This is a genomic window from Sulfurimonas sp. (assembly GCF_041583195.1).
In the GTDB taxonomy this organism is placed as follows: domain Bacteria; phylum Campylobacterota; class Campylobacteria; order Campylobacterales; family Sulfurimonadaceae; genus Sulfurimonas.
In genome coordinates this window covers 56,707-79,879 of the sequence record NZ_JBFHGL010000011.1, presented here as the reverse complement: position 1 = coordinate 79,879, position 23,173 = coordinate 56,707, and the positions used below count along the sequence as shown (strand labels likewise).

The 23,173-nt window shown below is 33.3% G+C and carries 29 protein-coding genes; 19 read left to right on the top strand and 10 right to left on the bottom strand.

Features of this window, described 5'->3' with window-relative positions; all coding sequences use genetic code 11:
* Nucleotides 1–3 precede the first annotated feature (3 nt).
* Nucleotides 4–1,818 carry a 1-deoxy-D-xylulose-5-phosphate synthase gene (dxs, locus tag ABZA65_RS10290; protein WP_373073329.1) on the top strand — a complete coding sequence of 605 codons (1,815 nt, stop codon included), beginning with the start codon at nt 4–6 and terminating at the stop codon, nt 1,816–1,818.
* On the opposite strand, the gene pgeF is transcribed toward dxs, so the two are convergent.
* Nucleotides 1,815–2,513: a peptidoglycan editing factor PgeF gene (pgeF, locus tag ABZA65_RS10285; protein WP_373073327.1), complete on the bottom strand. Its 699-nt coding sequence runs from the start codon at nt 2,511–2,513 to the stop codon at nt 1,815–1,817. The genes dxs and pgeF overlap by 4 nt on opposite strands.
* Nucleotides 2,514–2,541: 28 nt before the next feature.
* On the opposite strand from pgeF, the gene ovoA reads away from it, so the two are divergent.
* Genes ovoA through ABZA65_RS10265 form a run of 4 tightly spaced genes read left to right on the top strand, consistent with a single transcriptional unit; the run spans nt 2,542 to nt 6,251 of the window.
* Nucleotides 2,542–4,431, top strand: coding sequence for a 5-histidylcysteine sulfoxide synthase (gene ovoA, locus ABZA65_RS10280; RefSeq protein ID WP_373073325.1), 1,890 nt, complete (start codon nt 2,542–2,544; stop codon nt 4,429–4,431).
* Nucleotides 4,428–5,615: a PatB family C-S lyase gene (locus ABZA65_RS10275; protein ID WP_373073323.1), complete on the top strand. Its 1,188-nt coding sequence runs from the start codon at nt 4,428–4,430 to the stop codon at nt 5,613–5,615. Before ovoA ends, ABZA65_RS10275 begins: the two co-directional genes overlap by 4 nt.
* Complete coding sequence (locus tag ABZA65_RS10270; protein WP_373073321.1) at nt 5,608–5,841, top strand: hypothetical protein; 234 nt, start codon at nt 5,608–5,610, stop codon at nt 5,839–5,841. The genes ABZA65_RS10275 and ABZA65_RS10270 overlap by 8 nt, the downstream gene beginning before the upstream one ends.
* Nucleotides 5,838–6,251: a pyridoxamine 5'-phosphate oxidase family protein gene (locus tag ABZA65_RS10265; protein ID WP_373073319.1), complete on the top strand. Its 414-nt coding sequence runs from the start codon at nt 5,838–5,840 to the stop codon at nt 6,249–6,251. The genes ABZA65_RS10270 and ABZA65_RS10265 overlap by 4 nt, the downstream gene beginning before the upstream one ends.
* On the opposite strand, the gene ABZA65_RS10260 is transcribed toward ABZA65_RS10265, so the two are convergent.
* The gene (locus tag ABZA65_RS10260) at nt 6,248–6,427 is read right to left on the bottom strand and encodes a uracil-DNA glycosylase (protein WP_373073317.1); all 180 of its coding nucleotides are present in this window, start codon (nt 6,425–6,427) and stop codon (nt 6,248–6,250) included. The genes ABZA65_RS10265 and ABZA65_RS10260 overlap by 4 nt on opposite strands.
* 60 nt (nt 6,428–6,487) lie before the next feature.
* On the opposite strand from ABZA65_RS10260, the gene ABZA65_RS10255 reads away from it, so the two are divergent.
* Genes ABZA65_RS10255 through ABZA65_RS10245 form a run of 3 tightly spaced genes read left to right on the top strand, consistent with a single transcriptional unit; the run spans nt 6,488 to nt 8,539 of the window.
* The gene (locus ABZA65_RS10255; RefSeq protein ID WP_373073315.1) at nt 6,488–7,177 is read left to right on the top strand and encodes a dUTP diphosphatase; all 690 of its coding nucleotides are present in this window, start codon (nt 6,488–6,490) and stop codon (nt 7,175–7,177) included.
* A gap of 20 nt (nt 7,178–7,197) precedes the next feature.
* Complete coding sequence (locus ABZA65_RS10250) at nt 7,198–7,770, top strand: ABC transporter ATP-binding protein (RefSeq protein WP_373073313.1); 573 nt, start codon at nt 7,198–7,200, stop codon at nt 7,768–7,770.
* Nucleotides 7,771–7,786: 16 nt separating this feature from the next.
* On the top strand, nt 7,787–8,539 hold the full coding sequence (locus tag ABZA65_RS10245; RefSeq protein WP_373073311.1) for a YdiY family protein: 753 nt from the start codon (nt 7,787–7,789) through the stop codon (nt 8,537–8,539).
* Here the strand turns inward: ABZA65_RS10245 and crcB are convergent.
* The 7 genes from crcB to ABZA65_RS10210 are packed head-to-tail and all read right to left on the bottom strand — an operon-like array spanning nt 8,536 to nt 13,665.
* Entirely contained in the window at nt 8,536–8,925 is a 390-nt protein-coding gene (gene crcB / locus ABZA65_RS10240) for a fluoride efflux transporter CrcB (protein ID WP_373073309.1), read from the bottom strand. The genes ABZA65_RS10245 and crcB overlap by 4 nt on opposite strands.
* Nucleotides 8,894–9,592: a lysophospholipid acyltransferase family protein gene (locus tag ABZA65_RS10235; RefSeq protein WP_373073307.1), complete on the bottom strand. Its 699-nt coding sequence runs from the start codon at nt 9,590–9,592 to the stop codon at nt 8,894–8,896. Before ABZA65_RS10235 ends, crcB begins: the two co-directional genes overlap by 32 nt.
* A complete protein-coding gene (locus ABZA65_RS10230) occupies nt 9,570–10,670 on the bottom strand; it encodes a hypothetical protein (RefSeq protein ID WP_373073305.1) in 1,101 nt (366 codons plus the stop codon). Before ABZA65_RS10230 ends, ABZA65_RS10235 begins: the two co-directional genes overlap by 23 nt.
* Complete coding sequence (gene purQ, locus ABZA65_RS10225) at nt 10,670–11,344, bottom strand: phosphoribosylformylglycinamidine synthase subunit PurQ (protein ID WP_373073303.1); 675 nt, start codon at nt 11,342–11,344, stop codon at nt 10,670–10,672. The genes ABZA65_RS10230 and purQ overlap by 1 nt, the downstream gene beginning before the upstream one ends.
* 1 nt (nt 11,345) lies before the next feature.
* On the bottom strand, nt 11,346–11,588 hold the full coding sequence (gene purS, locus ABZA65_RS10220) for a phosphoribosylformylglycinamidine synthase subunit PurS (protein WP_373073301.1): 243 nt from the start codon (nt 11,586–11,588) through the stop codon (nt 11,346–11,348).
* Between the two features lie 13 nt (nt 11,589–11,601).
* Nucleotides 11,602–12,315, bottom strand: coding sequence for a phosphoribosylaminoimidazolesuccinocarboxamide synthase (purC, locus tag ABZA65_RS10215; RefSeq protein ID WP_373073299.1), 714 nt, complete (start codon nt 12,313–12,315; stop codon nt 11,602–11,604).
* Between the two features lie 21 nt (nt 12,316–12,336).
* The gene (locus ABZA65_RS10210; protein WP_373073297.1) at nt 12,337–13,665 is read right to left on the bottom strand and encodes a S41 family peptidase; all 1,329 of its coding nucleotides are present in this window, start codon (nt 13,663–13,665) and stop codon (nt 12,337–12,339) included.
* A gap of 111 nt (nt 13,666–13,776) precedes the next feature.
* On the opposite strand from ABZA65_RS10210, the gene ABZA65_RS10205 reads away from it, so the two are divergent.
* Genes ABZA65_RS10205 through ABZA65_RS10190 form a run of 4 tightly spaced genes read left to right on the top strand, consistent with a single transcriptional unit; the run spans nt 13,777 to nt 16,207 of the window.
* Nucleotides 13,777–14,223 (top strand): low molecular weight protein-tyrosine-phosphatase, encoded by a 447-nt coding sequence (locus ABZA65_RS10205; RefSeq protein WP_373073295.1) that lies wholly within the window; start codon nt 13,777–13,779, stop codon nt 14,221–14,223.
* A 16-nt stretch (nt 14,224–14,239) separates the two neighbouring features.
* Nucleotides 14,240–15,169 (top strand): cysteine synthase A, encoded by a 930-nt coding sequence (gene cysK, locus ABZA65_RS10200; RefSeq protein WP_373073293.1) that lies wholly within the window; start codon nt 14,240–14,242, stop codon nt 15,167–15,169.
* Nucleotides 15,159–15,755 (top strand): aminotransferase class IV family protein, encoded by a 597-nt coding sequence (locus tag ABZA65_RS10195; protein WP_373073291.1) that lies wholly within the window; start codon nt 15,159–15,161, stop codon nt 15,753–15,755. Before cysK ends, ABZA65_RS10195 begins: the two co-directional genes overlap by 11 nt.
* A complete protein-coding gene (locus tag ABZA65_RS10190) occupies nt 15,749–16,207 on the top strand; it encodes a hypothetical protein (protein WP_373073289.1) in 459 nt (152 codons plus the stop codon). Before ABZA65_RS10195 ends, ABZA65_RS10190 begins: the two co-directional genes overlap by 7 nt.
* Nucleotides 16,208–16,304: 97 nt before the next feature.
* Here ABZA65_RS10190 and ABZA65_RS10185 read toward each other — a convergent pair whose 3' ends face one another.
* Nucleotides 16,305–17,207: a LysR family transcriptional regulator gene (locus tag ABZA65_RS10185; protein ID WP_373073287.1), complete on the bottom strand. Its 903-nt coding sequence runs from the start codon at nt 17,205–17,207 to the stop codon at nt 16,305–16,307.
* 126 nt (nt 17,208–17,333) lie between these two features.
* On the opposite strand from ABZA65_RS10185, the gene ABZA65_RS10180 reads away from it, so the two are divergent.
* Genes ABZA65_RS10180 through ABZA65_RS10150 form a run of 7 tightly spaced genes read left to right on the top strand, consistent with a single transcriptional unit; the run spans nt 17,334 to nt 23,171 of the window.
* On the top strand, nt 17,334–19,382 hold the full coding sequence (locus ABZA65_RS10180; protein ID WP_373073285.1) for an ATP-dependent helicase: 2,049 nt from the start codon (nt 17,334–17,336) through the stop codon (nt 19,380–19,382).
* 7 nt (nt 19,383–19,389) lie between these two features.
* Nucleotides 19,390–20,214, top strand: coding sequence for a tRNA pseudouridine(55) synthase TruB (truB, locus tag ABZA65_RS10175; RefSeq protein ID WP_373073283.1), 825 nt, complete (start codon nt 19,390–19,392; stop codon nt 20,212–20,214).
* Entirely contained in the window at nt 20,208–20,438 is a 231-nt protein-coding gene (gene csrA, locus ABZA65_RS10170; protein ID WP_373073281.1) for a carbon storage regulator CsrA, read from the top strand. The genes truB and csrA overlap by 7 nt, the downstream gene beginning before the upstream one ends.
* A gap of 1 nt (nt 20,439) precedes the next feature.
* Nucleotides 20,440–21,207, top strand: a complete 768-nt coding sequence (locus ABZA65_RS10165; RefSeq protein WP_373073279.1) for a 4-(cytidine 5'-diphospho)-2-C-methyl-D-erythritol kinase — start codon at nt 20,440–20,442, stop codon at nt 21,205–21,207.
* A gap of 49 nt (nt 21,208–21,256) precedes the next feature.
* Nucleotides 21,257–21,709 (top strand): SsrA-binding protein SmpB, encoded by a 453-nt coding sequence (smpB, locus tag ABZA65_RS10160; protein WP_373073277.1) that lies wholly within the window; start codon nt 21,257–21,259, stop codon nt 21,707–21,709.
* On the top strand, nt 21,709–22,539 hold the full coding sequence (locus tag ABZA65_RS10155; RefSeq protein ID WP_373073275.1) for a M23 family metallopeptidase: 831 nt from the start codon (nt 21,709–21,711) through the stop codon (nt 22,537–22,539). The genes smpB and ABZA65_RS10155 overlap by 1 nt, the downstream gene beginning before the upstream one ends.
* 2 nt (nt 22,540–22,541) lie before the next feature.
* Nucleotides 22,542–23,171 carry a tetratricopeptide repeat protein gene (locus ABZA65_RS10150; RefSeq protein WP_373073273.1) on the top strand — a complete coding sequence of 210 codons (630 nt, stop codon included), beginning with the start codon at nt 22,542–22,544 and terminating at the stop codon, nt 23,169–23,171.
* The last annotated feature ends 2 nt before the right edge of the window (nt 23,172–23,173 follow it).

The window sequence follows — 23,173 nt, the reverse complement described above, 5'->3', positions numbered from 1 at the left end:
TATATGGATATAAAATCAAAAAATATTAAAGAATTAGAATCTATTTGTAGTGATATAAGAGAAAAAATTTTAGAAGTAGTAAGTAAAAACGGCGGGCATCTAAGTTCAACACTAGGTGCAACAGAGCTAATTGTAGCTATGCACAAGGTGTTTGACAGCAAAAAAGACCCTTTTATATTTGATGTATCTCACCAATCGTATGCACATAAATTAGTTACTGGCAGATGGGATGAGTTTGATTCTCTTAGAAAATTCGGTGGACTTAGCGGATACACTAAGCCAAGTGAGAGTGATGATGATTATTTTGTCGCAGGTCACAGTTCAACTTCAATCTCTTTAGGTGTAGGAGCTGCAAAAGCAATTGCTCTAAAAGGTGAACAGGAAAAACGTATACCTGTTGTAATGATCGGTGATGGTTCAATGACTGCAGGCATGGTTTATGAAGCATTAAATGAGCTTGGTGATAGAAAATATCCTATGGTTATAATACTTAACGATAATGAGATGAGTATTGCAAAACCTATTGGTGCACTTAGTCGTATGCTTTCATCTGCGATGGCAAGTCCTTTTTATCAAAGATTTAAAAAAAATACTGAGAGTTTTGTAGATAATTTTGGTGATAGTGCTCACTACATTGCAAGAAGAATGGAGGAGTCACTAAAGCTAATAACTCCGGGTATTATGTTTGAAGAGATGGGAATTGATTATATCGGTCCGATAGACGGGCATGATCTAAAGTCGCTTATAGAGACATTTGAGTTGGCAAAAAAACTAGGCAAACCTGTTATTGTTCATGCTCAAACTCTAAAGGGTAAGGGTTATGAGATAGCTGAGGGTAAAGAGGAGAAATGGCATGGTGTTGGTCCATTTGATATAGAAAATGGAGCCTCGTCAAAAAAGTCATCTTCAAAATCAGCAACTCAGATATATACAGAAGCACTTATGCACTTGGCAAAACGTAATGAAAAAATAGTTGGTGCAACTGCAGCTATGCCAAGCGGAACAGGTCTAAGTGAGCTGATGGAGACATACCCTGATAGATTTTGGGATGTGGCAATTGCTGAGCAACATGCTGTTACATCTATGGCAGCACTTGCAAAAGAAGGGTATAAGCCTTTTTGTACGATCTACTCTACATTCTTACAGCGTGGATACGATCAGGTTATACACGATACATGTCTTTTAGATCTTCCTGTTGTATTTGCATTAGATCGTGCAGGTATTGTAGGGGAGGATGGTGAAACTCACCAGGGTGTATTTGATATATCGTTTTTACGTGCAATTCCAAACATGACTCTATTTGCACCAAGAGATGAGAAAAGTTTTCATCAGGCTATGGCTTTTGCATCAGAGTATGAACATCCGTGTTCACTGCGTTATCCTAGAGGTTCATTTACAGAGACAGATCTGCCTGAGTCTGAAGAGTTTGAATTAGGAAAATCTCAGCTTTTAAGATCATCTAAAGGCGAAAAGCTCTTTATTGGTTACGGTGCGGGTGTTAACCGTGCATATGAAACAGCCCAGCTGATGGATGAAGATGTAAGTATTTTAGATTTGCGTTTTGTTAAACCGCTTGATTGTGAGATGTTAAAAGATCTAAGCACTAAACATAAAAAGTGGTATGTATTCTCAGACTCTTCTAAAGCAGGTGGTGTAGGTTCTGCTATTTTAGAGTTTTTATCAGATGAGAAAATTACAGATATTATTTTAGAGAGCTTCGAATATGGGGATAAATTTATAACACACGGAAATACGAAACTTGTTGAAGAGTCTTTAGGACTTTTACCTGAACAACTAGCTAAAAAAATTCAAGGTTAATTTAAAATAATTACCCCTGCAAACCTTCCGGTTTGCCCCTCACGTCTATATGAGTAATACTCTTTTTCATCACATGAACTACATTTTTTTGTAAGTTCAATATTTTGATCTTTAATGCCACATTCGTGCAGTTGATTTAAAATTATTTTATTTACATCAAGGTAAAACTTTTCATCTATTCTTTCAATAGCGTAGCTTAGGTTTAGATCTTTAGCTTCTTGATCTATCTCATCTCCAACCTCATAACAGTTTGTGCATATACTCGCACCAATACTAACTTTTATGTTTTTAATATCTGAATTAAAGTCAGACACAAAACTATCAAGGACATTTTTAACAATATTTTTAAATGCACCCTGACGTCCTGCATGTGCAACTGCTATAACTCCTTTTATCTCATCAAAAAAAAGTACAGGTGTACAGTCAGCTACCATGACCATTAAAGGTGTGTGTTTTTTGTTAGTTATAAGCGCATCACAAGTGGGAGGGTTTTCAAAGTTATCTTTTTCATCTATAATATGGACAATATCGGAATGGATTTGTTTCATATGAACAAGCTTCTCAAGATCGTAGGAGTGTTTTAAAGAAAGTATTTGATGGTTATTTATAACCTTCAATTCATCATCACCTACATGAAAAGCCAAGTTGCCATCCTCTTTGGATGTGAAAAAAAATTTACTCTGATATAATGACATAAGCAATTGTATCTAAAAAGGGTTTGTTTTGAGTAAATTAAGTCTTTATCCGCCTACACTACACGGTACAACCATAGAAGACAAACGTCAAGAGATTTTAGAATATTTTCACAATACTTATGATCTATTTGAGATGATGTTTGAAATTTTAAAAGACGATATCGTATTTTATAAAAAGAGTGAGCCCACACGTCATCCTATGATCTTTTACTTTGGCCATACTGCAGTATTCTATATTAACAAACTTATAAATATGAATATAATAGATAAAAGGATCAACGAGAATTTTGAATCGATATTTGCAGTTGGTGTGGATGAGATGGAGTGGGATGACCTGGACCCATCAAGATACAAGTGGCCTGAAGTTTCACAGGTAAGAGAGTATAGAAACAAAGTAAGAGAACGTGTTGATAAACTTATAAAAGAGATAGACTTTACTTTACCTATTACGTGGGATAGTGATATGTGGATAGTTCTGATGGCAATTGAGCATGAACGCATACATATTGAAACTTCAAGTGTACTACACCGTCAAATGCCCTTAGAATTTATAAAAGAGATTCCTGAGTTCAAAACTTGGGATGATATGAATTCAGTTGTTTATAATTCACTTGTAAAGATTCCTAAAACTCATGTAAAACTTGGAAAAGAGTATGATGATAAATATTACGGCTGGGATAATGAGTATGGAATATATGAAGAAGAAGTAGAAGAGTTTAGCACATCAAAATATCTGGTTTCAAATGCAGAGTTTATGGAATTTGTAAAAGAGGGTGGATATGAGAAAAAAGAGTATTGGTGCGATGAAGGTAAGGAGTTTTTAAAAAAAACAAATGCCAAACATCCGCCCTTTTGGATCAAAGAAGATAAAGGTTATAGTTTTAGAGCATTAACTAAAAAAATAAGGATGCCGCTATCTTGGCCTGTTGAGGTAAACAACCTTGAAGCCATGGCATTTTGCAGATACAAATCAAAAAAAGATGCAAAAGATTATACGCTTCCTAGTGAAGCAGAGTATGAAGCGATATGTAAATATGTAGGTGTTGAAGATATTCAAAGTGAATTTTATGCTAACCATAACTTTGACATGATAGGAAGTGTATCTGTAAATATAAATGAGTATTTTAGCGCTGATCAAAATAGTCTTTACGATGTTGTAGGGAATGTTTGGCAGCATTCACGAACACCGATTCGTCCATTTGAAGGCTTCCGTGTTCATGAAGCATATGATGACTTTACAACACCTACTTACGATGAAAAACACGCACTTATACTTGGATCTTCATGGGCAAGCAGCGGAAACTTGATAATGAAGCATTCACGCTATGCTTTTAGACGTCATTTTTATCAACATGCCGGTTTTAGATATGTCCAGACAAATATGAAAAACGATAAAAACACGCAAGCCGATATGATGGATGATATAAAGAAGAACTATAAACTACAATTTGAAAGTGAGTTTTACAATAAAATTATCCCAGAGTTATTGAAATATATTGATAAAAGATCTAAGGCTTTAGATTTAGCTTGTGGGTGCGGCATGGTAAGTCTTGAACTCTCAAGTGAGTTTGAAAAAGTTGAAGGGATTGAGTTTTCTGCCAGATTTATAAAAGAAGCTATAGAGATAAAAAACAATTCTAAAAACGGGTATAAAAATGTTGAATTCTGGCAGGGTGATATAAAAAATCTAAAACCAAATTTTAAAGATTACGACTTTGTTTTTTTGAGTAACTTAAAAGAGAAAAAAGTTGATGTAGATAGCTTTTTAAAATATGCTTATACAAGGATGAATGAGTCTTCTGTATTTGTTTTATTAGATTTTGAAAACTGCTATGATAGTAATATAAAAGATAAGTTTTCACTTTTGGATAAAAAAGAGATAGAAGGATATCAACTAAGTGTTTGGAGAAAAAGTTGAGTTACAGTTTTGAAAGTTCTGCATGTAGAAAAGATACAAATGCAGAAAAATACAAGTTAAGAGAAAAGCTTTTTGGAACAGATGATATCGAGCCTGTTTGGGTTGCAGATATGGACATTGACACACCAGATTTTGTTGTAGATGCTATTAAAAAAAGGCTTGAACATCCTGTCTTTGGCTATGAAGAAGTTCCAGACAGCGCATATGAAGCTCAGATAGATTGGCTTTATAGACATCACGGTGTAAAGTTTGAAGTTGAAGATTTTTTTTATTCCCATTCGGTTGTTGCTTCTATGCATGCAGCCATACAGGCTTTTAGTGAAGTTGGGGATAATATAATAGTTCAAACACCGGTGTATCCGCCGTTTTTTAAATCAGTAACAAAACTTGATAGAAAAGTATTGTTAAATCCATTAAAAAAACTTAATAATGGGAGTTATACTTTTGATTTAGATGATCTAAAATCAAAAATAGATGATAAAACAAAGATGATCTTACTTTGTTCACCTCATAACCCGGTAGGGCATGTTTGGAGAAAAGATGAGTTAGAGGAACTTTTAGATATATGTATACAACATAATATTGTTGTTTTTGCAGACGAGATACATTCTGATCTTGTATATAAACCAAACAAACATATTCCTTTTGCATCTTTGAGTGATAAAGCAAGAGATATAACGGTAAGTACATACGGCGTCGGCAAGACTTTTAATATGGCAGGTTTTTCAATAAGCACAGTGGTAATCACTAATAAGAAACTAAGAGAAAAATTCCAAGAAGTCCATAAAAAAATTCACTTTGCAGAGGGAACTACACTCTCACACGTAGCTTTTGAAGCTGCATATAAACATGGTGATCTTTGGCTTAGCGAATTACAAGAACATCTATATAAAAACTATACTATGTTAAAAGAGCTTTGTGACAAGTATCCAAGTCTAATAAAATTAACTCCTATTGAAGCTACATATTTAGCATGGTTAGATTGCAAAAATATTAGTAAAAGTGATAAAGAGATAAGGGAGTTTTTTATAAATGAAGCAAAATTAGGACTAAATTCTGGAATTAGCTTCGGCAGGGCAGGAAGTGGATTTATGCGCTTGAATTTTGGTGTATCATCTGCTAAAATGTCGAAGATTATTTCACAATTGGAAACTGCATTTAGAAACAGGGGAAAAAATGGTTAAAAATATTGACTGGGGAGAGTTTAAAGCATTCCGCGCAACAAATTTAAAAGAACAAGATAATTTTATGACGCTGCTGGACTTTCTAAAAAGCTACTATAATCTTTTTAGTGTATATGATATTTTCGATACGCTAAATAATGATGAAACGTCAAAAATGATGTTGGATAAAAGAAATATCACTACTGCGGAAGAATTAGAACCTTACCTTTTTAAAGCGATACATTGAGTCTGGAAAAGATTGAAAGCTTTATAGATAAGCATCATGTACTAAGTTTAGCAACAAGTGTTGAGAGTGAACTTAGTGTATGCAATCTTTTTTATGCCTACGATAAAGACGATATATGCTTTATCGTTGCAAGCAGCGATGATACCACACATATAAATCATATACTAAAAAACTCTTTTGTAGCAGGAACTATTGTACTTGAGACAAAAACGGTTGGAAAGATACAAGGGTTACAGTTTAGAGGAAGTTTTACTTCTTTAGAAGATCAAAGATTAAAAAAACTATACTTTAAAACATTTCCGTATGCACTGGCAATGAATCCTAAGTTATGGCAGATTAAAGTTGATTATTTTAAATTCACCGATAATAATTTAGGGTTTGGAAAAAAACTTATATGGGAGAGAGACTAAGAACTCTTAGGCGGTTTTTTCTCTACAAACTGTGTGCAGTCGATTCCTGAACTTTGGAAAACAACCATAGATGGAATTTGCCCAGATCGAAAACCGTAGGCTCTACATCCGTGAGGTTTTCCCGACTGCCAAGTAACAAAATAGTGTATACATCTTCTACAATTTATTCTTTTCATAAACGGAATTTTATCATATTTAGATACAATATTTTTAGTAAATGAAAGAGAGATGATTAGATGGATAAAATACTAGTAATGCTTCAACTTCAGAATCAACTTAACGATTCTACAAACGGTGAGGACTGGACAAAAGGACTTACTAAAAACAACAAAGTGATCAACTGGAAAAGATGTATCTATATGGAATGTGCTGAGATGATCGACAGTTTTTCTTGGAAACACTGGAAAAATATAGATGCCGATCCTGATTGGGATAACTTACAGATTGAAGTGGTTGATGTTTGGCACTTTATTATCTCACTTGCTATAGAAAATTATGTAACTAATATGCGTGGCGGTGTAGAAGATCTAGGTATAGATATATCTAATATGCCAAGTTTTGAAAAGATCGATGTTAGTAATGACAAGTTCGCGTCTCAAGATGAAGTTATAGAAAAAGTTGAGACTATTATGTCAATAGTTCTTTCTAAATCAGAATTAGATTTAGAAGCATTAATTTCTGAGTTTTTTGAGCTTGTTATTATGAGTGGATTAGATCTAAATACACTTTACAGATTATATGTAGGTAAAAATATTCTAAATCAGTTCCGTCAAGACAATGGTTATAAAGAGGGTTCATACATTAAAGTATGGAACGGTGATGAAGATAATGTTGTTATGAAAAGAATCTGGGAAGATAACAGTGATATTAAGCCTGATGCACTTTATATAGAGCTAACAAAAACATATATATCTATTAATAATTAATGTAAAAACAAGGTATTTCTTTGGAGAACAATTTAATTGAAGTTAAAAATTTATCTTTTGGATATTCAAAAGATAAACTGCTTTTTGACAATTTGTCATTTACACTTCAAAAGGGTCAAATTAAGGCTATTGTAGGACAAAGCGGTGCAGGAAAGAGTACACTTTTTGAACTTATTTTAGGTAATCTAAAACCAATAGAAGGTTCTATTGGTTGTGTAAGAGTAAGTGAGGTTTTTCAAGATCCATACAGCTCATTTCATCCAAGTTACACCATTTTAAATCAGATAGAAGATGTGGCTTCAACAGATGAGTTGAAAACACATTTGGATGTATTAAACCTAGACTATGAACTACTTTTAAAACTTCCACATGAACTCTCAGGTGGGCAACTTCAGCGTGCTTCAATTTTAAGAGCTATTTTGATGAAACCTGAAGTTTTATTGCTTGATGAGCCTACAAGTGCACTTGATAATGTTATACAGTTAGAAGTGATGCATTCTTTAATTAAAAAACTCGATGATATTGGTATGTTACTAATAACTCATGATCTTGAGCTTGCCAAATGGTGTGCAGATGAAATTATACAGATATGAAAAGGATAAATAAAATATGAAATATTTAATAGCAATACTAATGTTAGTGAGCCATCTTTTTGCAGTTGTGTCTATAAAGCCGGTCGAAATAGGAGAAAACCCTGGAGTTTCAGGTGGTATTGAAGCAGGTTTACAAACAAAAAGAGGAAATACACGCAAAGATGCATATAAAGGCTCTATAAGAGTTGTATATGATACAAATGCTAGTTATGTAACATGGGCTCAAATATCAGGAGAGTATGGCGAAGCAAACGATGTTGAAGATACAAACAATATTTACGCACATGTTAGATATATACATAAACTGACTGAAGAGGTTATCAGATATGAATTGTTTGCACAAACTCAAGAAGATAAGTTTAAAGCTATAAGTCACAGAAGACTTGCTGGTGCAGGATTAAGGTTTAAAATTTTTAATACACCTATTGGTGGAAAAGGTTATTATGGTTTAGGTGCATTTTATGAGAATATAAAATATGTAAATCCTACATTAGATCCTGATGAAGAGAATGTAAGGTTAAATAGTTATTTAGCTTATTCAGTTGACTTTTCAAATAAATCATCTTTGGCATATACTCTTTACTATCAGCCAAGTACGGAAAAGTTTAGTGATTACGTTATGACAAACCAATTAGAACTTATATTGCAAATATATGAAGAATTATATTTAAAGTTTAGTGCTACTTATGATTATGATGCTTATCCGCCACACGGCGTAGATGAAAAGTATGACTTCTCACAGTCTACAACTTTTTTATATAAGTTCTAGACTTTAAAAAAATACTTTACTAAGTAAAAACCGCTTCCTGCCATAATAATAGTTCCAAAAGCGTTAGCACTGATATTTAGAAGTGCTAATGCTATATAACCGCCCTCAAGAAGAAAAAAACTCTCAATTGCAAAAGTCGAGTATGTTGTAAGTGCTCCAAGGATACCTGTAGATATAAATGATTTTACATGTAGTGAAAAAAGTGTAGTGTACATAAAGTAGGCTATAACAACACCCATAATAAAGCTGCCGATCAGATTAACACCAAGTGTACCAAAAGGTAGATCGTGTGGAACTTTATGCGATATAAGACCGTTTAAATAAGCTCTTAAAACAGCCCCGATAAAACCACCACTACCTATGGCTAGGATTGTTTGCCAGCTCATTATCATACACCTTTTGCATTTTTTCTCTTAAGTTTTTTAGCCAATCTTGGTTTGTTTTATCAGCTATAAATGAGTCCATATAGATCAGTTTAATACGACCCGGTTTATAGTAGTAGTTTTTTATATTGTAATACTTTGCACTCTGCATTATAACTACCGGTTGAACTTTTAATTTGTATTTATCGGCGATCATTTTTGCACCCATTTTAAATGGTAGCATTTTTCCCTTTGTACTTCTTGTGCCTTCAGGAAACATAGTTATTGTTTTTCCCATATCCAAACGTTTTTTTACGTCACGAACAAGTTTTACAAGTGATGTTTTGCTCTCACGCTCAACCGGGATGTCGTTTGGAAGTTTTAGTGCAAGTCCGAAAAAAGGTATATCAAATAACTCTTTTTTGGCAACCCATGCAAGATCTTTTTTTGTACTTGTCTCCATAATAGCAATATCAATATCACTTTGATGGTTAAGGAGTATCATATTTGCTTCAGGATCTTCCGTGCCTTCGATCTCCACACAAAAAAAAGTGCTTAGTCTTATGATCCATGCAGATATTTTAGGGGCCATAGGCTGAGGAACAATATGAAAAATAAGTATAAGTATAGTAAGTGAGACAAATATTATGATTGTAGCTATCAACCAACTAATATTGGCAAATATTTTCATCTTTAACCCATCCTATTTTATTGTTTTTTAGTTTTACTTTTACAAAACCTTTCGTATCGCCCTCTTTTTGAAGGTATATAAGCTCTTGAGTAGTCTCAAAAATAGTCCCGTTACTAACAGGCAGAAGATATATATTTGTTCCTTTTTCTATACATAGATTTTTTGAAGGAACTGTAATGTATGCAATATATGCGATAGGAAAAATTATGATGATTGAATATATATATTTTCTTCTCCACAGAATAAGTAATAATAAAACTAAAGTAACCGAGATAGCAATAATTAGTTTCACTCTTTCCTTTGACTGATCTTTTGGTTTAAGATCTGTCTGTGTTGTTACTTTATCATCATCTACAATTATAGGAATGCTTATATTGTTGAATCTATTCTGTTCTAGATTAAAGTATGAAAATTTGAAATTTTCAAGTTTTTTATCTACCACTACAAAGTAAGTTATTCTTGAATCCTGAATAGATTCTGTAATAGACTCGATGCCCTGTTTAAACACATTTTTAAAGTTCATGTTAGCTATGTCACATCTTGATGCTTCAGCTACAAATACAATTATATTATGTGTATTGTCAAAGCTTGTTGTCCTATACTCAATTACTCCGAAATAATCAGCAATTATATTTGAGAAATTGTTTCTAGGATTTAAAGATATAACGTTTAGTTTTTTACCTTCTAAAACAGTTTTATCATACTTGTTATTTGGATTTGGCTCTATATAGGCTTCAATGTCCGGAAGTTTTGCCCATTTTTGAGTAGCTAAAAAATAAAAAGTATCATAAAAATATTTTCCGTTTTCTTCTCTGTATGGAATAGTATTTAGTGCTTTAAGACCGCTTTGGTTTGAGAAGTTGTATTTAATTTGTTCATAGTCTTGAGTGATAGAGAGTGTGCGTATAGTTACTGGAAAAATTTCCCCTTTTACTATACGCTGAGGAGTCTCTTCATAGTTAGTATATAGTACTTTAACTGAATTTTCTACAGAGCTATTTGATTCTAGAGAACTGTTTATATCATCTTCGGCAAATAGTGTCAGTACAAATAATACAGTTAAAAGAAAATGGCGCATTATGCTTTTAAAAACCCTTCAAGCATTTTAACACCGTCATCACTTCCAAGTATTGCTTCCATAGCACGTTCTGGGTGTGGCATTAGTCCAAATACATTTTTTTCTTTGTTGCATACACCTGCGATTGAATCAACAGAACCATTAGGATTTAACTCGTTTCCATTTTCATCACAGTAAGTTACAAGAATCTGGTTATTTGCTTTTAACTCTTTTAGACCATCTTCGTCAATATAGTAGTTTCCGTCATGGTGTGCGATAGGAATATTTACAACATCACCGTTATTTAACTCTTTTAAAAAGTCATTGTCGTTATTTTGTACTTTTAAATGGTGGTGTTTAGATATAAAATGAAGGTGTTCATTTCTTTTTAATGCACCTGGTAATAAACCTGCTTCTGTTAAAACTTGAAAACCGTTACAAATACCTAAAACTTTTCCACCATTAGCTGCATATTTACCTACAGCTTTCATAACAGGTGAAAATTTTGCAATAGCACCACTTCTAAGATAATCTCCATATGAAAAACCACCAGCTACTACAAGAAGATCAGTATCAGAAGAAACTTCTTCAGATTTATGCCATAGAATTTCAGTAGAACATCCAAGTTTTTCAAATGCATGTTGCGTATCATATTCACAGTTAGTTCCTGGGAATTGAAGTATCGTTACTTTCATTTTACTTTACCAGCTCTATCTCATAATCTTCAATAACAGTATTGGCTAAAAGATCTTCACACATTTGAGTTACTTCTTCTCTTGCTTTAGCTTCATCAGTGTGTGATAGTTGCATAACTATTTGTTTTCCAACTCTTACATCTTCTACACCGCTGAAATGAAGAGAATCAAGTGCGTGATGTACAGCTTTACCTTGAGAATCGAGTACACCTGCTTTAAGAGATACGTTTACTATTGCTTTCATATTTTATTTATTCCTATTTATTTAATATTCTTTGAAGAACTTGTTCATAAGCTACTTTTAGCCCACCTAAACCTTGACGGAATCTATCTTTATCCATCTTCTCACCACTTTCCATATCCCAGAAACGACAGTTGTCAGGAGAGATCTCATCAACTAAGATGATGTTTCCGTCTTTGTCTTTTCCAAATTCAAGTTTAAAGTCAACTAGATTAAGACCTTTTTCTGCAAAGTACGGGCGTAAAATATCGTTAACTTGTCTTGCCATACGGCGAAGTTTGTCAAGTTCATCCTGATAATCAACTAAACCTAAGATCAATGCATGTTGATCGTTTAGTTTAGGATCGCCAAGTGCATCGCTTTTATAGTCAAATTCAACTAGAGTAAAAGGTAAAACAGTACCGTCTTCAATACCAAGTGTACGAGTTAAGCTACCTGTTGCGATATTACGTACAATTACTTCAATTAGAATTACATCAACTTTCTTGTGAAGCATATGGTTATCGTCTAACATCTCTACAAAGTGAGTTTGAATTCCATTTTGCTCTAAAAGTTTAAACAGCTCAGTTGATATTTTATTGTTGAGTGCGCCTTTACCAGCCTCACTTGATTTTTTCTCACCGTTAAATGCAGTCAAGTCATCTTTGAATTCTGAAATTACTAGGTTTTCATCGTCAGTTAAAAATAACTTTTTTGCTTTACCTTCATAAAGAAGTTCTCTTTTTTCCATTTTTTTGTTTTATCCTTTCTTTTATTTTTTCATAATTATTAGAGCTTTAATAATATCAACGCCCTCTTTTAGTTGTAGATCATTATTTAGCATCTTTTCTGTGATAATCTCTTTGTTGTCTTCTAGGTCTTCTTCTACCGCTTCTTTTTCTTTAGCATCTACTCCGTCAACTTTTTTAAGCTCCTCTTTTAGGTGTTTTTTAAGATCGGCTTCTTTGATTGAAAAACCGTTTTCATTTGTTTTTATACTTCCTGATACAACTTCAATGTCAGGTGTTACACCAACAGCTTGAATAGTACGCCCGCTTGGAAGATAGTATCTTGCAATAGTAAGTTTGATAGCTTCATCTTCTGTAATCGGCAGTACAACCTGTACACTCCCTTTACCAAAAGTTTTCTCACCAACTACTACACCGCGTTTGTGATCTTGAATAGCACCGCTTACAATTTCAGATGCACTTGCACTTCCGCCGTTTACTAAAACAACTAAAGGTACATCCGTAATAGTTGCACTTGAACTGGCATTGTAAACTTGTTTGTCAGAATCTTTGCGACCCCTTTGAGAAACCACAATACCATTATCTACAAAAAGATCAACAAGCCCAACAGCTTGGTCTAAAAGTCCACCAGGATTATTTCTAAGATCAAGTATGATCCCTTTAGTTTTACCTTGGTGTTGTTTAATAGCTTTCTCAACATCTTGTTGAACTTTTTTATCAAAGCTTGTAACACGAACATATAAAATTGTGTCATCTATTGTTTTTGTATATACAGACTGAATAGTTATATTTCCGCGAACTATATTTACTTCAATAGGTTTTGATTCACCCTCACGTACTATTGTTATATCTATCGGATCGCCAATCTTTCCACGCATAATAGATACAGCTTCATCAATAGTCATATTAAGAGTTGATTCTTCATTTATTTTTAAAATGATATCACCGGCTTTAAGACCGGCTTTATCTGCAGGTGTACCTTCTAGAGGCGCTATAACTGTTAAAGCACCATCACGTATACCTACAGTGATTCCAAGTCCGCCGAACTCACCATCTGTTTGAACTTTAAGACGTTTATAGTCTTTTGCAACAAGATAGTTTGAGTGGGCATCCAAATTTTGCATCATACCGGCTAACGCTTTGTCCATCAGCTCTTCGATACTTACATCATCCACATTGTACTGTTCAACAATAGAGATAACTTTTGTAAACTTTGCTAGAGCTTCAAGTCTAGAGGCCTCTTTTGCTACATCACCTTGCTTAGAATCTGCAAAAAGAGTAGTGGAAAACATCATAAGAAATGCTACTGCTACACTTATAAAACCAATTGTTATAAACTTTTTGTTTTTCATTGGGAATCCATTTTAAATTTAGAATGCTTATTATAGTAAAAAGATGTTTAAATAACAATAACTGGTTTAACCGATATGATATAATTTCTCAAAATTATATAAAGAAGAAGTATGATTAGATCAGTTATATTCGTATGTTTAGGAAATATATGCCGCTCCCCTTTAGCTGATGGAATTGCAAATAAATATTCATTAGACAAGGGCTTGAATTTAGTTGTAGATTCAGCAGGAACAGGTGATTGGCATGTAGGTGAAAACCCTTGTGAAAATTCAATTAAAGTTGCACACAAAAACGGTGTTGATATATCAAATTTAGTCTCAAGACAGGTAAAAAAAACAGATTTTGAAAAATACGATTTAGTAGTAGCTCTTGATGATAAAAATTTAAGTGATCTTAATGCACTTGGAGCCAAAAATTTGGTAAAGCTTGGTGATTACGGATATGATGGTGCAGATGTGCCTGATCCGTATTTCTTTAACGGCTTTGAAGGGTTTGATAAAGTTTATGATATGATACAAACTTGTGTAATCAATTTGATAGATGAAAATATAAAATAAGACTAAAGGGAATATTGTGGCTAATATTGCAAATAATGTAACTGAACTTATAGGAAATACGCCTCTTATTAAATTAAACACCCCTTCAAAGTTAAGTGGTGCTACAATACTTGGAAAGTGTGAATTTATGAACCCTACAAGTTCTGTAAAAGACAGACTTGGATTTAATATGATCAGACGTGCACAGGAAAAAGGTTTGATCAATGAAAACTCTACGATCATTGAGCCTACAAGTGGAAATACCGGTATTGCACTTGCAGCAAATTGTGCAGCACAAAATTTAAAACTTGTACTAACTATGCCTGAATCTATGAGTATTGAGCGACGTAATCTTCTAAAGGCACTTGGGTCTGAACTTGTTTTAACACCAGCTGCCAAGGGAATGAGCGGGGCAATTGAGAAAGCTAAGGAACTTGAGGCTTTAACAAACAACTCTATTATCCTTCAGCAGTTTGAAAACGATGCAAATGCAGAGATTCACACCCTTACTACAGCACCTGAGATTCTACGTGATACAGATGGAAATATAGACGCATTTGTAGCGGCAGTTGGAACTGGAGGTACACTTACAGGTACTGCTACAGTGTTAAAAAAAGAGATTCAAAATATTGCAATTTTCGCAGTTGAACCTACAGACTCACCAGTGCTTTCAGGTGGTGAAGGTGGTCCTCACAAAATTCAAGGAATTGGTGCAGGATTTATACCTAAAGTTTTAGATACATCTGTATACTCTGAAGTTATTCAAGTAACTAACGAAGATGCAATTAATACTGCCAAAATGCTGGCTAAAGAAGAAGGCTTACTTGTCGGTATTTCAGCAGGTGCAAATGTTTGGGCTACAATGCAGGTAGCATCACGTGAAGAGTTTAAAGGGAAAACTTTAGTAACTATACTTTGTGATACAGGTGAAAGATACTTAAGTACAGCACTTTTTAATGAAGAGTGAATTTTTAGAGACTATTAAAATTTTAGATGGAACTCCTTACCATCTAGAGTATCATCAAAAAAGATATGAAAGTGTATTGAAACACTTTGGCATCAATGAACATAAAACTCTGTCTGATTATATTAACGCTCCAAAAGACGGACTATACAGGTGCAGACTGGTATACACACCTCAAAATCTGGAAAAAATAGATATAGAATTTATAAAATATAATAAACGCAATATAAATACTTTAAAACTTGTATATGATGATCAGATAGATTACTCGCTAAAATCAACTGACAGAACAGAACTTAACCAATTGTTTGAAAAACGTCAAAATGCAGATGATGTTTTAATTGTAAAAAATGGGCTTTTAACAGATACTACAATAGCTAATATAGCTTTGTTTGACGGTGTTTGGAAAACCCCAAAAAAACCTCTTTTAAAAGGTACGACAAGAGAAAGACTTTTAGACAGCTCTAAGATTTTTGAAGCAGATATCAAATCTGAAGATCTTAAAGATTTTTCAAAAGTAGCACTCTTAAATGCAATGATAGATTTTGATATAATTGCAGATAAGAATATAAAGGATGTTTTTTGTTAGAAGATTTTATAAGTGAACCTGATTTTGCAAAGGTAATGAAAAAGAATATTCAAGATTTTATAATATATCTTTTTGAAAAAGATAGACATTTTGGAGTTCTTTGTAATATTAAAGACGTAGGCTTTTCTCCAGAACTACCTGAAGAGATCTTATCTCAGTTTCATGCAATGACTTTGTTTTATCTTGCCGCTTATACTTTTGAGAGTGCCAGAATAGAAGATGATATGCTTGTATTTGAAGCAGGTTTTGGAGCAGATAATTTTGGTTCAGTTGTTAGTGTTCCGCTACTTAGTATCGTTCAAATTATAATTGATGATCAACCGGTACTTATTAATTTGGCAAAATATCAAAAAGAAGAAAAAGTAGTTAAAAAAGAGGTTGACGATAAGGGGATTGAAAATTCTATGAATATATTTTTATCAAACCCTGATAATTCAAAATTTTTAAAATAAATTTTGCATCGTCTAAATCTCTTTGACGAGCGAATCTTACTTGGTAAGATTCAGCCGAAAAAGAAAAAGATTTGGACGGCTTATTCTTTAAATCAATTTAGATTTTACTTAGAGAAAGAAGATAACTTACAACGTTATCAACAAATGCATCGTGTTTTCTGTCTTTTGAATACGCTATGTAGAACTTACGCTCAATCTTATAGTTTTTAATTCTTGCACAAAATAATCTTTCAGCTTCAACATCGCCTCTTATTACGTGTCTACTCATAACAGATACAAGCGGACGCTCAGCATTTTTGTCAGAGTTTAAAATAGCTTCTTTTATAGCAGTAGGAGATTCCATAACACTTACTACGTTAAAGCTGTTACATTGAACACCAATCTCTTCAAAAACTTCAGCTGTTAGTCTTCTTGTATGTGATTGCTCATCACGGCATATCCAGTCAAAATCAAGCAGATCTTCAGCAGTCAATTGTTTTTTAATCGGTTGGTTTGAGAAAAATACTAGTTCGTCTTCGATCCACTCTCTATAGATAATATCATCTTTAAATACAGGTGATTCAATAAGAGCTAAATCAACTTTTTTATCTTCTAAAGCTTCTATAATGTTACAAGATTTATCAACATTCATATAAACTTCGTTGTCTATTCTCTTTTTAATCTCACCTAAATAGTTTGGTAGAACATAGTTACCGATTGCATTAGATGAACCTATTACAAAAGTGAATTCTTTATTAATAATACTTATAAGTTCTTTTTCACTGTTTTCTATTGCTTTTTCAAGCCTTTTCGCAATTCTGTAAAGGTCTTCACCTTCTTTGGTAAGTAATATACCGTTTTTCTTTCTTTGAACAATCTTTGTGTCTAAATAATCTTCAATAAACTTTATTTGTTGTGTAACAGCCGGTTGAGAGATTCCAAGTTTTGCCGAAGCCTTCGAAAAACTCTTTTCTTTTGTAACCATTAAAAATGTTTGCAGTTTAGCAAAATCTTTTAACATAATAATTCCTATAAGTTAAAGTAATGATGAAAGTATAACTCAAAATTATAATAAAAGCAACATCTCCATTATAATTTAGAATATTTTTGATATAATAAATAAAATTTAAAAGCTTTAGTGGGGAATATGGAAAAAATTTTCGCAAAACTAAATGATGAACAGAGTGATGCTGTAAAAAAAACAGAGGGTCCTGTACTTATTTTGGCAGGTGCAGGAAGTGGAAAAACAACAACGATCATCTCTAGATTATCTTATCTGATACAAGGTATTGGTATACCTGCTTCAAATACATTGACACTTACGTTTACGAATAAAGCTGCAAAAGAGATGCGTGAACGTGCGATAGATATGATTGAAGATATCTCTTATCCGCCACTGCTTTGTACATTCCATAAATTCGGTCTTTTATTTTTAAAGTTCAATATCCATTTAATGGGTAGAAAAAACAACTTTGTCGTGATCGATACGGATGATAAAAAAAGAATTTTAAAAAAGATAAACTCAGAGATTGCAACCCCATTAATTGCAAGTGAGATCTCAAGATATAAAAACTCACTTATGACACCTGATGATGCTTACAAACAAGCAGAATTTTATAATTACCAGCAAATCGCAAAAGTTTATGAAGAGTATGAAGCATATTTAAACGAAAATAACCTTGTAGACTTTGATGATCTTATAGCGCTTACTTACAAACTTTTGGATGAGCATCCAGAACTTGCAAAGAAGACAAGTGAAAAATACCAGTACATTATGGTAGATGAATATCAAGATACAAATGAACTTCAATTAAAACTTTTACAAAAGTTATGTTCTACTCACAACAATATATGTGTAGTGGGTGATGATGATCAAAGTATTTACGGTTGGCGTGGAGCTCACATAAGAAATATTATGGAGTTTCATAAAGACTTTGAAAATACAGAAGTTTTCAAGCTTCAAAACAACTACCGCTCACGTGAACCAATCTTAAAAGTTGCAAATGCTCTAATCGAGCATAACCGTTCACGTCTTGGAAAAGAGCTAAAGCCTACTCGCGGAAGCGGTGATGATGTAGTAGTATTAAACTCTCAAGATGAAACTGAAGAGGCGCGTAAAATTGCTACAAATATAACAAAGCTTATAGACTCTGGTGTAAGTGCAAAAGATATTGCCGTGCTTTATCGTGTAAACGTACTTTCTCGTTCAATTGAAGAGGGATTAAACCGTGCACGTATAAATTATAAATTAGTAGGCGGTCAGCGTTTCTATGACCGTGCAGAGGTAAAAGATCTAATCTCTTATATCCGTGTAGTTACAAATGTACATGATGACTTCTCTTTCAAAAGAATTATAAATAAACCTAAACGTGGTCTAGGTAAGGCGAGTGTAGATAAACTAGAATTAGCAGCCCACGAAGCAGAAAAGTCTATTTTCGCTTATATAAAAAGCTCTACTGCTGCAGAATTAGAAGCTCTTGTTAGAAAGAAAAATGCAAAAACTCTAAAACAATTTATAAAAGACATAGAGAGCGTGTCAAAAGTTGCTGAAGAATCTACTTATGATTTTATAGATACTTTAGAGGAGACTTTCAAGTTAAAAGATATATATAATGGTCAACCTGATGCAGAAGATAGAGTAAGAAATATGGATGAGTTTTATGCACTATTTCGTGACTTTATAAAAAATAATCCTCAGTCTGGATTAGATGAATTCTTAAATGAACTCACGCTTCAAAGTGAACAGGACCAGGTAGAGGGTGAGAGTATATATATGATGAGTATTCACGCATCTAAAGGCTTAGAGTTTGATCATATATTTATTATAGGTATGGAGGAGGGCTTCTTACCGCTTGTGGGTGATGGAAGTGACTTAGAAGAAGAGAGACGTCTTGGTTATGTGTCTTTTACACGTGCAAAAGAAAGACTTACTCTATCTCATGTTGGAAGCAGATTTTACAAGGGTCGCAGAAGTGATCTGGAAAAATCAAGATTTTTCAATGAAGCTGGACTTTGTCAAGGAAGCTTAAAAGTTGAAAAAAATACAGCCTTTAAAAAAGGCGATCTTGTGCGTCACAAAATCTTTGGAACTGGTCGTGTACTTGGCGTGAGTAAAGCGGGAAAAGAATTCAAACTAAATATAAATTTCGCAGGTACTAAAAAAGAGATACTTGCTTCATTTATAGAACGTTTATAGGTTATGTATGAATAGACTGTTTGTTGCATACAAACCATCAAATATCAGCTCGAATTTTTTTTTAACTAAACTAAAAAGAAAATATAACCAAAAAAAAGCTGGTTTTTCTGGTACGTTAGATCCTTTTGCAAAAGGTGTATTGTTAATTGGTATGGGAAGTCATACTAAACTTTTTCGCTTTTTAGATAAAACTCCAAAAACTTATCGTGCTACATTATGGTTAGGTGCTAAAAGTGATTCCTTAGATACAGAGATGATCGAGAGAATTGATGAGGTAAAAGAGTTTAGCGAGAGTCAAATATTGGATGTTCTAAAATCGTTAGAGGGTGAGCTTGAATATGAACCGCCGATATTTTCAGCTAAACGTATAAACGGTCAGCGAGCGTATGATCTAGCCCGTGCAGGTGTGGAGTTTGAACTAAACAAGATCAATTCAACTATATATGAAACTAAACTAATCTCTTATTGCCACCCATTTGTAACTTTTGAAGCTACAGTAAGCGAGGGTACTTATATAAGATCTCTTGGATTACTAGTTGCAAAAAGACTAGGATTAGAATATGGAAGTCTTTCAATGCTCGAGAGATTAAATGAAGGACAGTTTTTTTATGATAATGAAAAAGCATTAGATATCAAAAAATCTTTGAACATTGAGCAGAATTTTTACAATGGAGATCAAGAAAATCTCAAATATGGAAGAGTTCTTGCTTTAGAAGATTTAGAAAACAAAAAAGATGGATATTATTGGATAGATAATGATGATAATATCTCGATAATTAAGATAGAAAATAAACAAGTCAAATATGAACTTGGCAGGATAAATATATGTTAGTTTTAGCACGTAAAGTAGATGAATCAATACAGTTGGGGGATGATATAATTTTAAAAGTTATATCTATAGACAAAGGTGTTGTAAAACTCGGTATTGAAGCACCTAAAGATGTAAACATAATCAGAAGTGAACTTTTAGAAAACGTAAAAGATTCAAACGTTGCTTCTTCTAAAGAGATCGATGACTCACTTCTTTCTCAACTAAGCTCGATCATTAAAAAATAAAATGAAAATATACAAAGCGTATGCAAAAGTAAATACTTTTTTAAAAATTACGGGTGTACGTGGAGATTACCATGAGATCATCTCTCGTTTTATGAGAGTTGAGAATCTTTACGACGAATTATCATTTGAAAAAAAGGAAATTCAAGATTTTAAAATAATCGGTGATTTTTCTTGTACTACAGAACAAAATACAATCTATAAAGCATATACCGCACTTCTTAAATATACAAAAAGTGAATCTCTAAAAAATCTTATGCAGACATATGCTGTAAAAGTTGACAAAAGTATTCCTGCTTTTGCAGGACTTGGCGGTGGAAGCAGTGATGCGGCAACCTATCTTAAAATGTGTAATGAAGTTTTACATCTAGATCTGAGCATAAAAGAATTAGCTGAGATTGGACTTGAAGTTGGTGCTGATGTTCCATTTTTTATATATGGATATGACAGTGCAAATGTCGGCGGTATTGGAGAGATTGTAGAGAAGTACGATGAAGCACTTCTAAACTTTGATGTATGTACCCCTAAAGTAGAGATCTCAACTCCAAAAGTTTACAAATCTTACCGTGCAAACTTTTTTGATCCAATTGACGAGACAGAAGTTAAAAGGTTAAAAAACACTACATCTTTAGAGATATTAAACTCATATACTCCAGAAGAAGCAAATGATCTGTTTAAACCTGCTCTAAAAGAATACCCAGAGCTGAAAAAACATCAAAAAGATGGTTACTACTTTAGCGGAAGCGGAAGCAGTTTCTTCAAAGTTGTATAAGCTTTGTTATAATTACAAATAGTAATTAAAAAGAGAGAAACAAATTTTTATGGGTGAACCATACGCAAAAAATAAAAAAGCTTATCACGATTATTTTATAGAAGAGAAGTTTGAAGCCGGTATTGTACTAACAGGTAGTGAAGTTAAAGGTATTCGCGCACGCCGTATAAATATGAAAGACAGTTTTATACGTCTTGATAACGGTGAAGCCGTTTTGTACAACATGCACATCGGAAGACTTGAAACAACACACCATTATTACGGGCATGAAGAGCGTGGAAGCAGAAAGTTGCTTTTGCATAAAAAAGAGATAGATAAACTCCAAAAAGCGGTTGACCGTGATGGATATACAATAGTACCGCTGCAACTGTATTTTAATGATAGAAATTTGGTAAAGGTTCAGATTGCTATTGCTAAGGGTAAACAACTTCACGATAAGAGAGCCGATCTTAAGGCTAAAGATCAAAAACGTGATATTGAACGAGCTATGAAGGATTATTAATGAGAATATTATTATTAGCGCTATTTTTACTAAGTAATCTGTTTGGAATAAGATTTGAGATATCAAATACAGAGATAAAAAACGGACAAACTGCACTTATAAAGTTTGAAAAAGAAGATGGTATAAATTATAACTATGCAAAAGTAGAAGACAAAAAATATATGATCTTCTCAGATTATGTTTTTATACCTGTAAGTTATTATCAAAAACCGAAAAAACTTGATGTTGTAGTTCACTATACTAAAAACAATAAAGAAAAAACAAAAATCATCCCAATTAAAGTTGTTGATGGCGGTTATGAAAAAGAAACTCTTAAAGTAGACGGCTCGAAAGTAAAACTATCAAAAGAGAATAAAAAAAGAGCTTCAAAAGAGTATACCGAAGCTATTAAGATCTATAATACTACGACAGATAAAAACTATGTTGATTCAAAGTTTATTATGCCGATGGAGTCTAAAATTACAAGTGATTTCGGACGTGCAAGAACATTTAACGGAACGTTTAAAAGTTACCATAGCGGTACAGATTTTCGTGCAAAAGTTGGTACACCGATAAGATGTGTAAATGATGGAAAAGTAGTACTTGTGAAAGATAGATTTTACTCAGGTGGATCAATCGTAGTTGATCATGGACATGGTGTTTATACGTGTTATTATCATATGAGTAAATTCGATGTAAAAAAAGGTCAAAAAGTAAAAAAAGGCGAGGTTATAGGACTATCTGGTGTGAGCGGTCGCGTAACAGGTCCACATTTACATTTTTCAGCTAGAGTTAGCGGTGTACAAGTTGATCCGCTGCAATTTATAAAATTAGTCAACAAGGAATTATAAAGATGACACTATTACAAATACTGATGCTAGGTGCGTCTGTGTTTTTTGCTTTTAAAATATATCAGCATATTCAGACATTAGAAGATAATAATACAGAAGACCAAAATCAAGATTACGAGCCATCTCAAGATGACTCAGATCAAGAGTATGAAAAACAACTGCAAACTTTTTCTCCATACTCTGTTGATGAATTGGTAGAGAGTGCTGATGAAGCCTTCCAAAATGAAGATGAACAAAAAGCATTAGCTCTGTTAAATGAAGCAAATTTAAAAGGTCCTGGAAATGCAGAAGTACTTTTCAAACTTGGATTTATCAGTGCAAAAGTAGGTGACAACACAGCTGCAATTGACTATTATAAACAGTCTTTGGATGTCGATAAAAATGATGAGTTTGTTCATAACTCTTTAGCATCGGTTTATCGTGCAGAGGGTGAATATGCATCGGCTAAAATGCATCTTAACGATTCTTTGGCGTTAGATGGCACAAACCCTGTAACATACTACAACTACGGCAACTTGATGGTAGATATGAAAAACGAAGATGTTGCACGTGAGATGTATTCAAAAGCCCTTGAATTAAACCCTGAGTTTGAAGAAGCGAAGCAAGAGTTAGAAAAACTGAGTAAAGAGTAAGA

What these genes read in the sequence shown, in the direction of transcription:
- dxs (WP_373073329.1), top strand. Translation starts at nt 4, where the DNA reads ATGGATATAAAATCAAAAAATATTAAAGAATTAGAATCTATTTGTAGT.
- ABZA65_RS10270 (WP_373073321.1), top strand. Translation starts at nt 5,608, where the DNA reads ATGGTTAAAAATATTGACTGGGGAGAGTTTAAAGCATTCCGCGCAACA.
- truB (WP_373073283.1), top strand. Translation starts at nt 19,390, where the DNA reads ATGAATAGACTGTTTGTTGCATACAAACCATCAAATATCAGCTCGAAT.
- ABZA65_RS10185 (WP_373073287.1), bottom strand. Translation starts at nt 17,207, where the DNA reads ATGTTAAAAGATTTTGCTAAACTGCAAACATTTTTAATGGTTACAAAA.
- ABZA65_RS10235 (WP_373073307.1), bottom strand. Translation starts at nt 9,592, where the DNA reads ATGAAAATATTTGCCAATATTAGTTGGTTGATAGCTACAATCATAATA.
- ABZA65_RS10180 (WP_373073285.1), top strand. Translation starts at nt 17,334, where the DNA reads ATGGAAAAAATTTTCGCAAAACTAAATGATGAACAGAGTGATGCTGTA.
- ABZA65_RS10155 (WP_373073275.1), top strand. Translation starts at nt 21,709, where the DNA reads ATGAGAATATTATTATTAGCGCTATTTTTACTAAGTAATCTGTTTGGA.
- ABZA65_RS10205 (WP_373073295.1), top strand. Translation starts at nt 13,777, where the DNA reads ATGATTAGATCAGTTATATTCGTATGTTTAGGAAATATATGCCGCTCC.
- ABZA65_RS10165 (WP_373073279.1), top strand. Translation starts at nt 20,440, where the DNA reads ATGAAAATATACAAAGCGTATGCAAAAGTAAATACTTTTTTAAAAATT.
- ABZA65_RS10150 (WP_373073273.1), top strand. Translation starts at nt 22,542, where the DNA reads ATGACACTATTACAAATACTGATGCTAGGTGCGTCTGTGTTTTTTGCT.
- crcB (WP_373073309.1), bottom strand. Translation starts at nt 8,925, where the DNA reads ATGAGCTGGCAAACAATCCTAGCCATAGGTAGTGGTGGTTTTATCGGG.
- purQ (WP_373073303.1), bottom strand. Translation starts at nt 11,344, where the DNA reads ATGAAAGTAACGATACTTCAATTCCCAGGAACTAACTGTGAATATGAT.
- smpB (WP_373073277.1), top strand. Translation starts at nt 21,257, where the DNA reads ATGGGTGAACCATACGCAAAAAATAAAAAAGCTTATCACGATTATTTT.
- csrA (WP_373073281.1), top strand. Translation starts at nt 20,208, where the DNA reads ATGTTAGTTTTAGCACGTAAAGTAGATGAATCAATACAGTTGGGGGAT.
- ABZA65_RS10230 (WP_373073305.1), bottom strand. Translation starts at nt 10,670, where the DNA reads ATGCGCCATTTTCTTTTAACTGTATTATTTGTACTGACACTATTTGCC.
- purC (WP_373073299.1), bottom strand. Translation starts at nt 12,315, where the DNA reads ATGGAAAAAAGAGAACTTCTTTATGAAGGTAAAGCAAAAAAGTTATTT.
- purS (WP_373073301.1), bottom strand. Translation starts at nt 11,588, where the DNA reads ATGAAAGCAATAGTAAACGTATCTCTTAAAGCAGGTGTACTCGATTCT.
- ABZA65_RS10260 (WP_373073317.1), bottom strand. Translation starts at nt 6,427, where the DNA reads ATGAAAAGAATAAATTGTAGAAGATGTATACACTATTTTGTTACTTGG.
- ABZA65_RS10210 (WP_373073297.1), bottom strand. Translation starts at nt 13,665, where the DNA reads ATGAAAAACAAAAAGTTTATAACAATTGGTTTTATAAGTGTAGCAGTA.
- pgeF (WP_373073327.1), bottom strand. Translation starts at nt 2,513, where the DNA reads ATGTCATTATATCAGAGTAAATTTTTTTTCACATCCAAAGAGGATGGC.
- ABZA65_RS10245 (WP_373073311.1), top strand. Translation starts at nt 7,787, where the DNA reads ATGAAATATTTAATAGCAATACTAATGTTAGTGAGCCATCTTTTTGCA.
- ABZA65_RS10195 (WP_373073291.1), top strand. Translation starts at nt 15,159, where the DNA reads ATGAAGAGTGAATTTTTAGAGACTATTAAAATTTTAGATGGAACTCCT.
- ABZA65_RS10255 (WP_373073315.1), top strand. Translation starts at nt 6,488, where the DNA reads ATGGATAAAATACTAGTAATGCTTCAACTTCAGAATCAACTTAACGAT.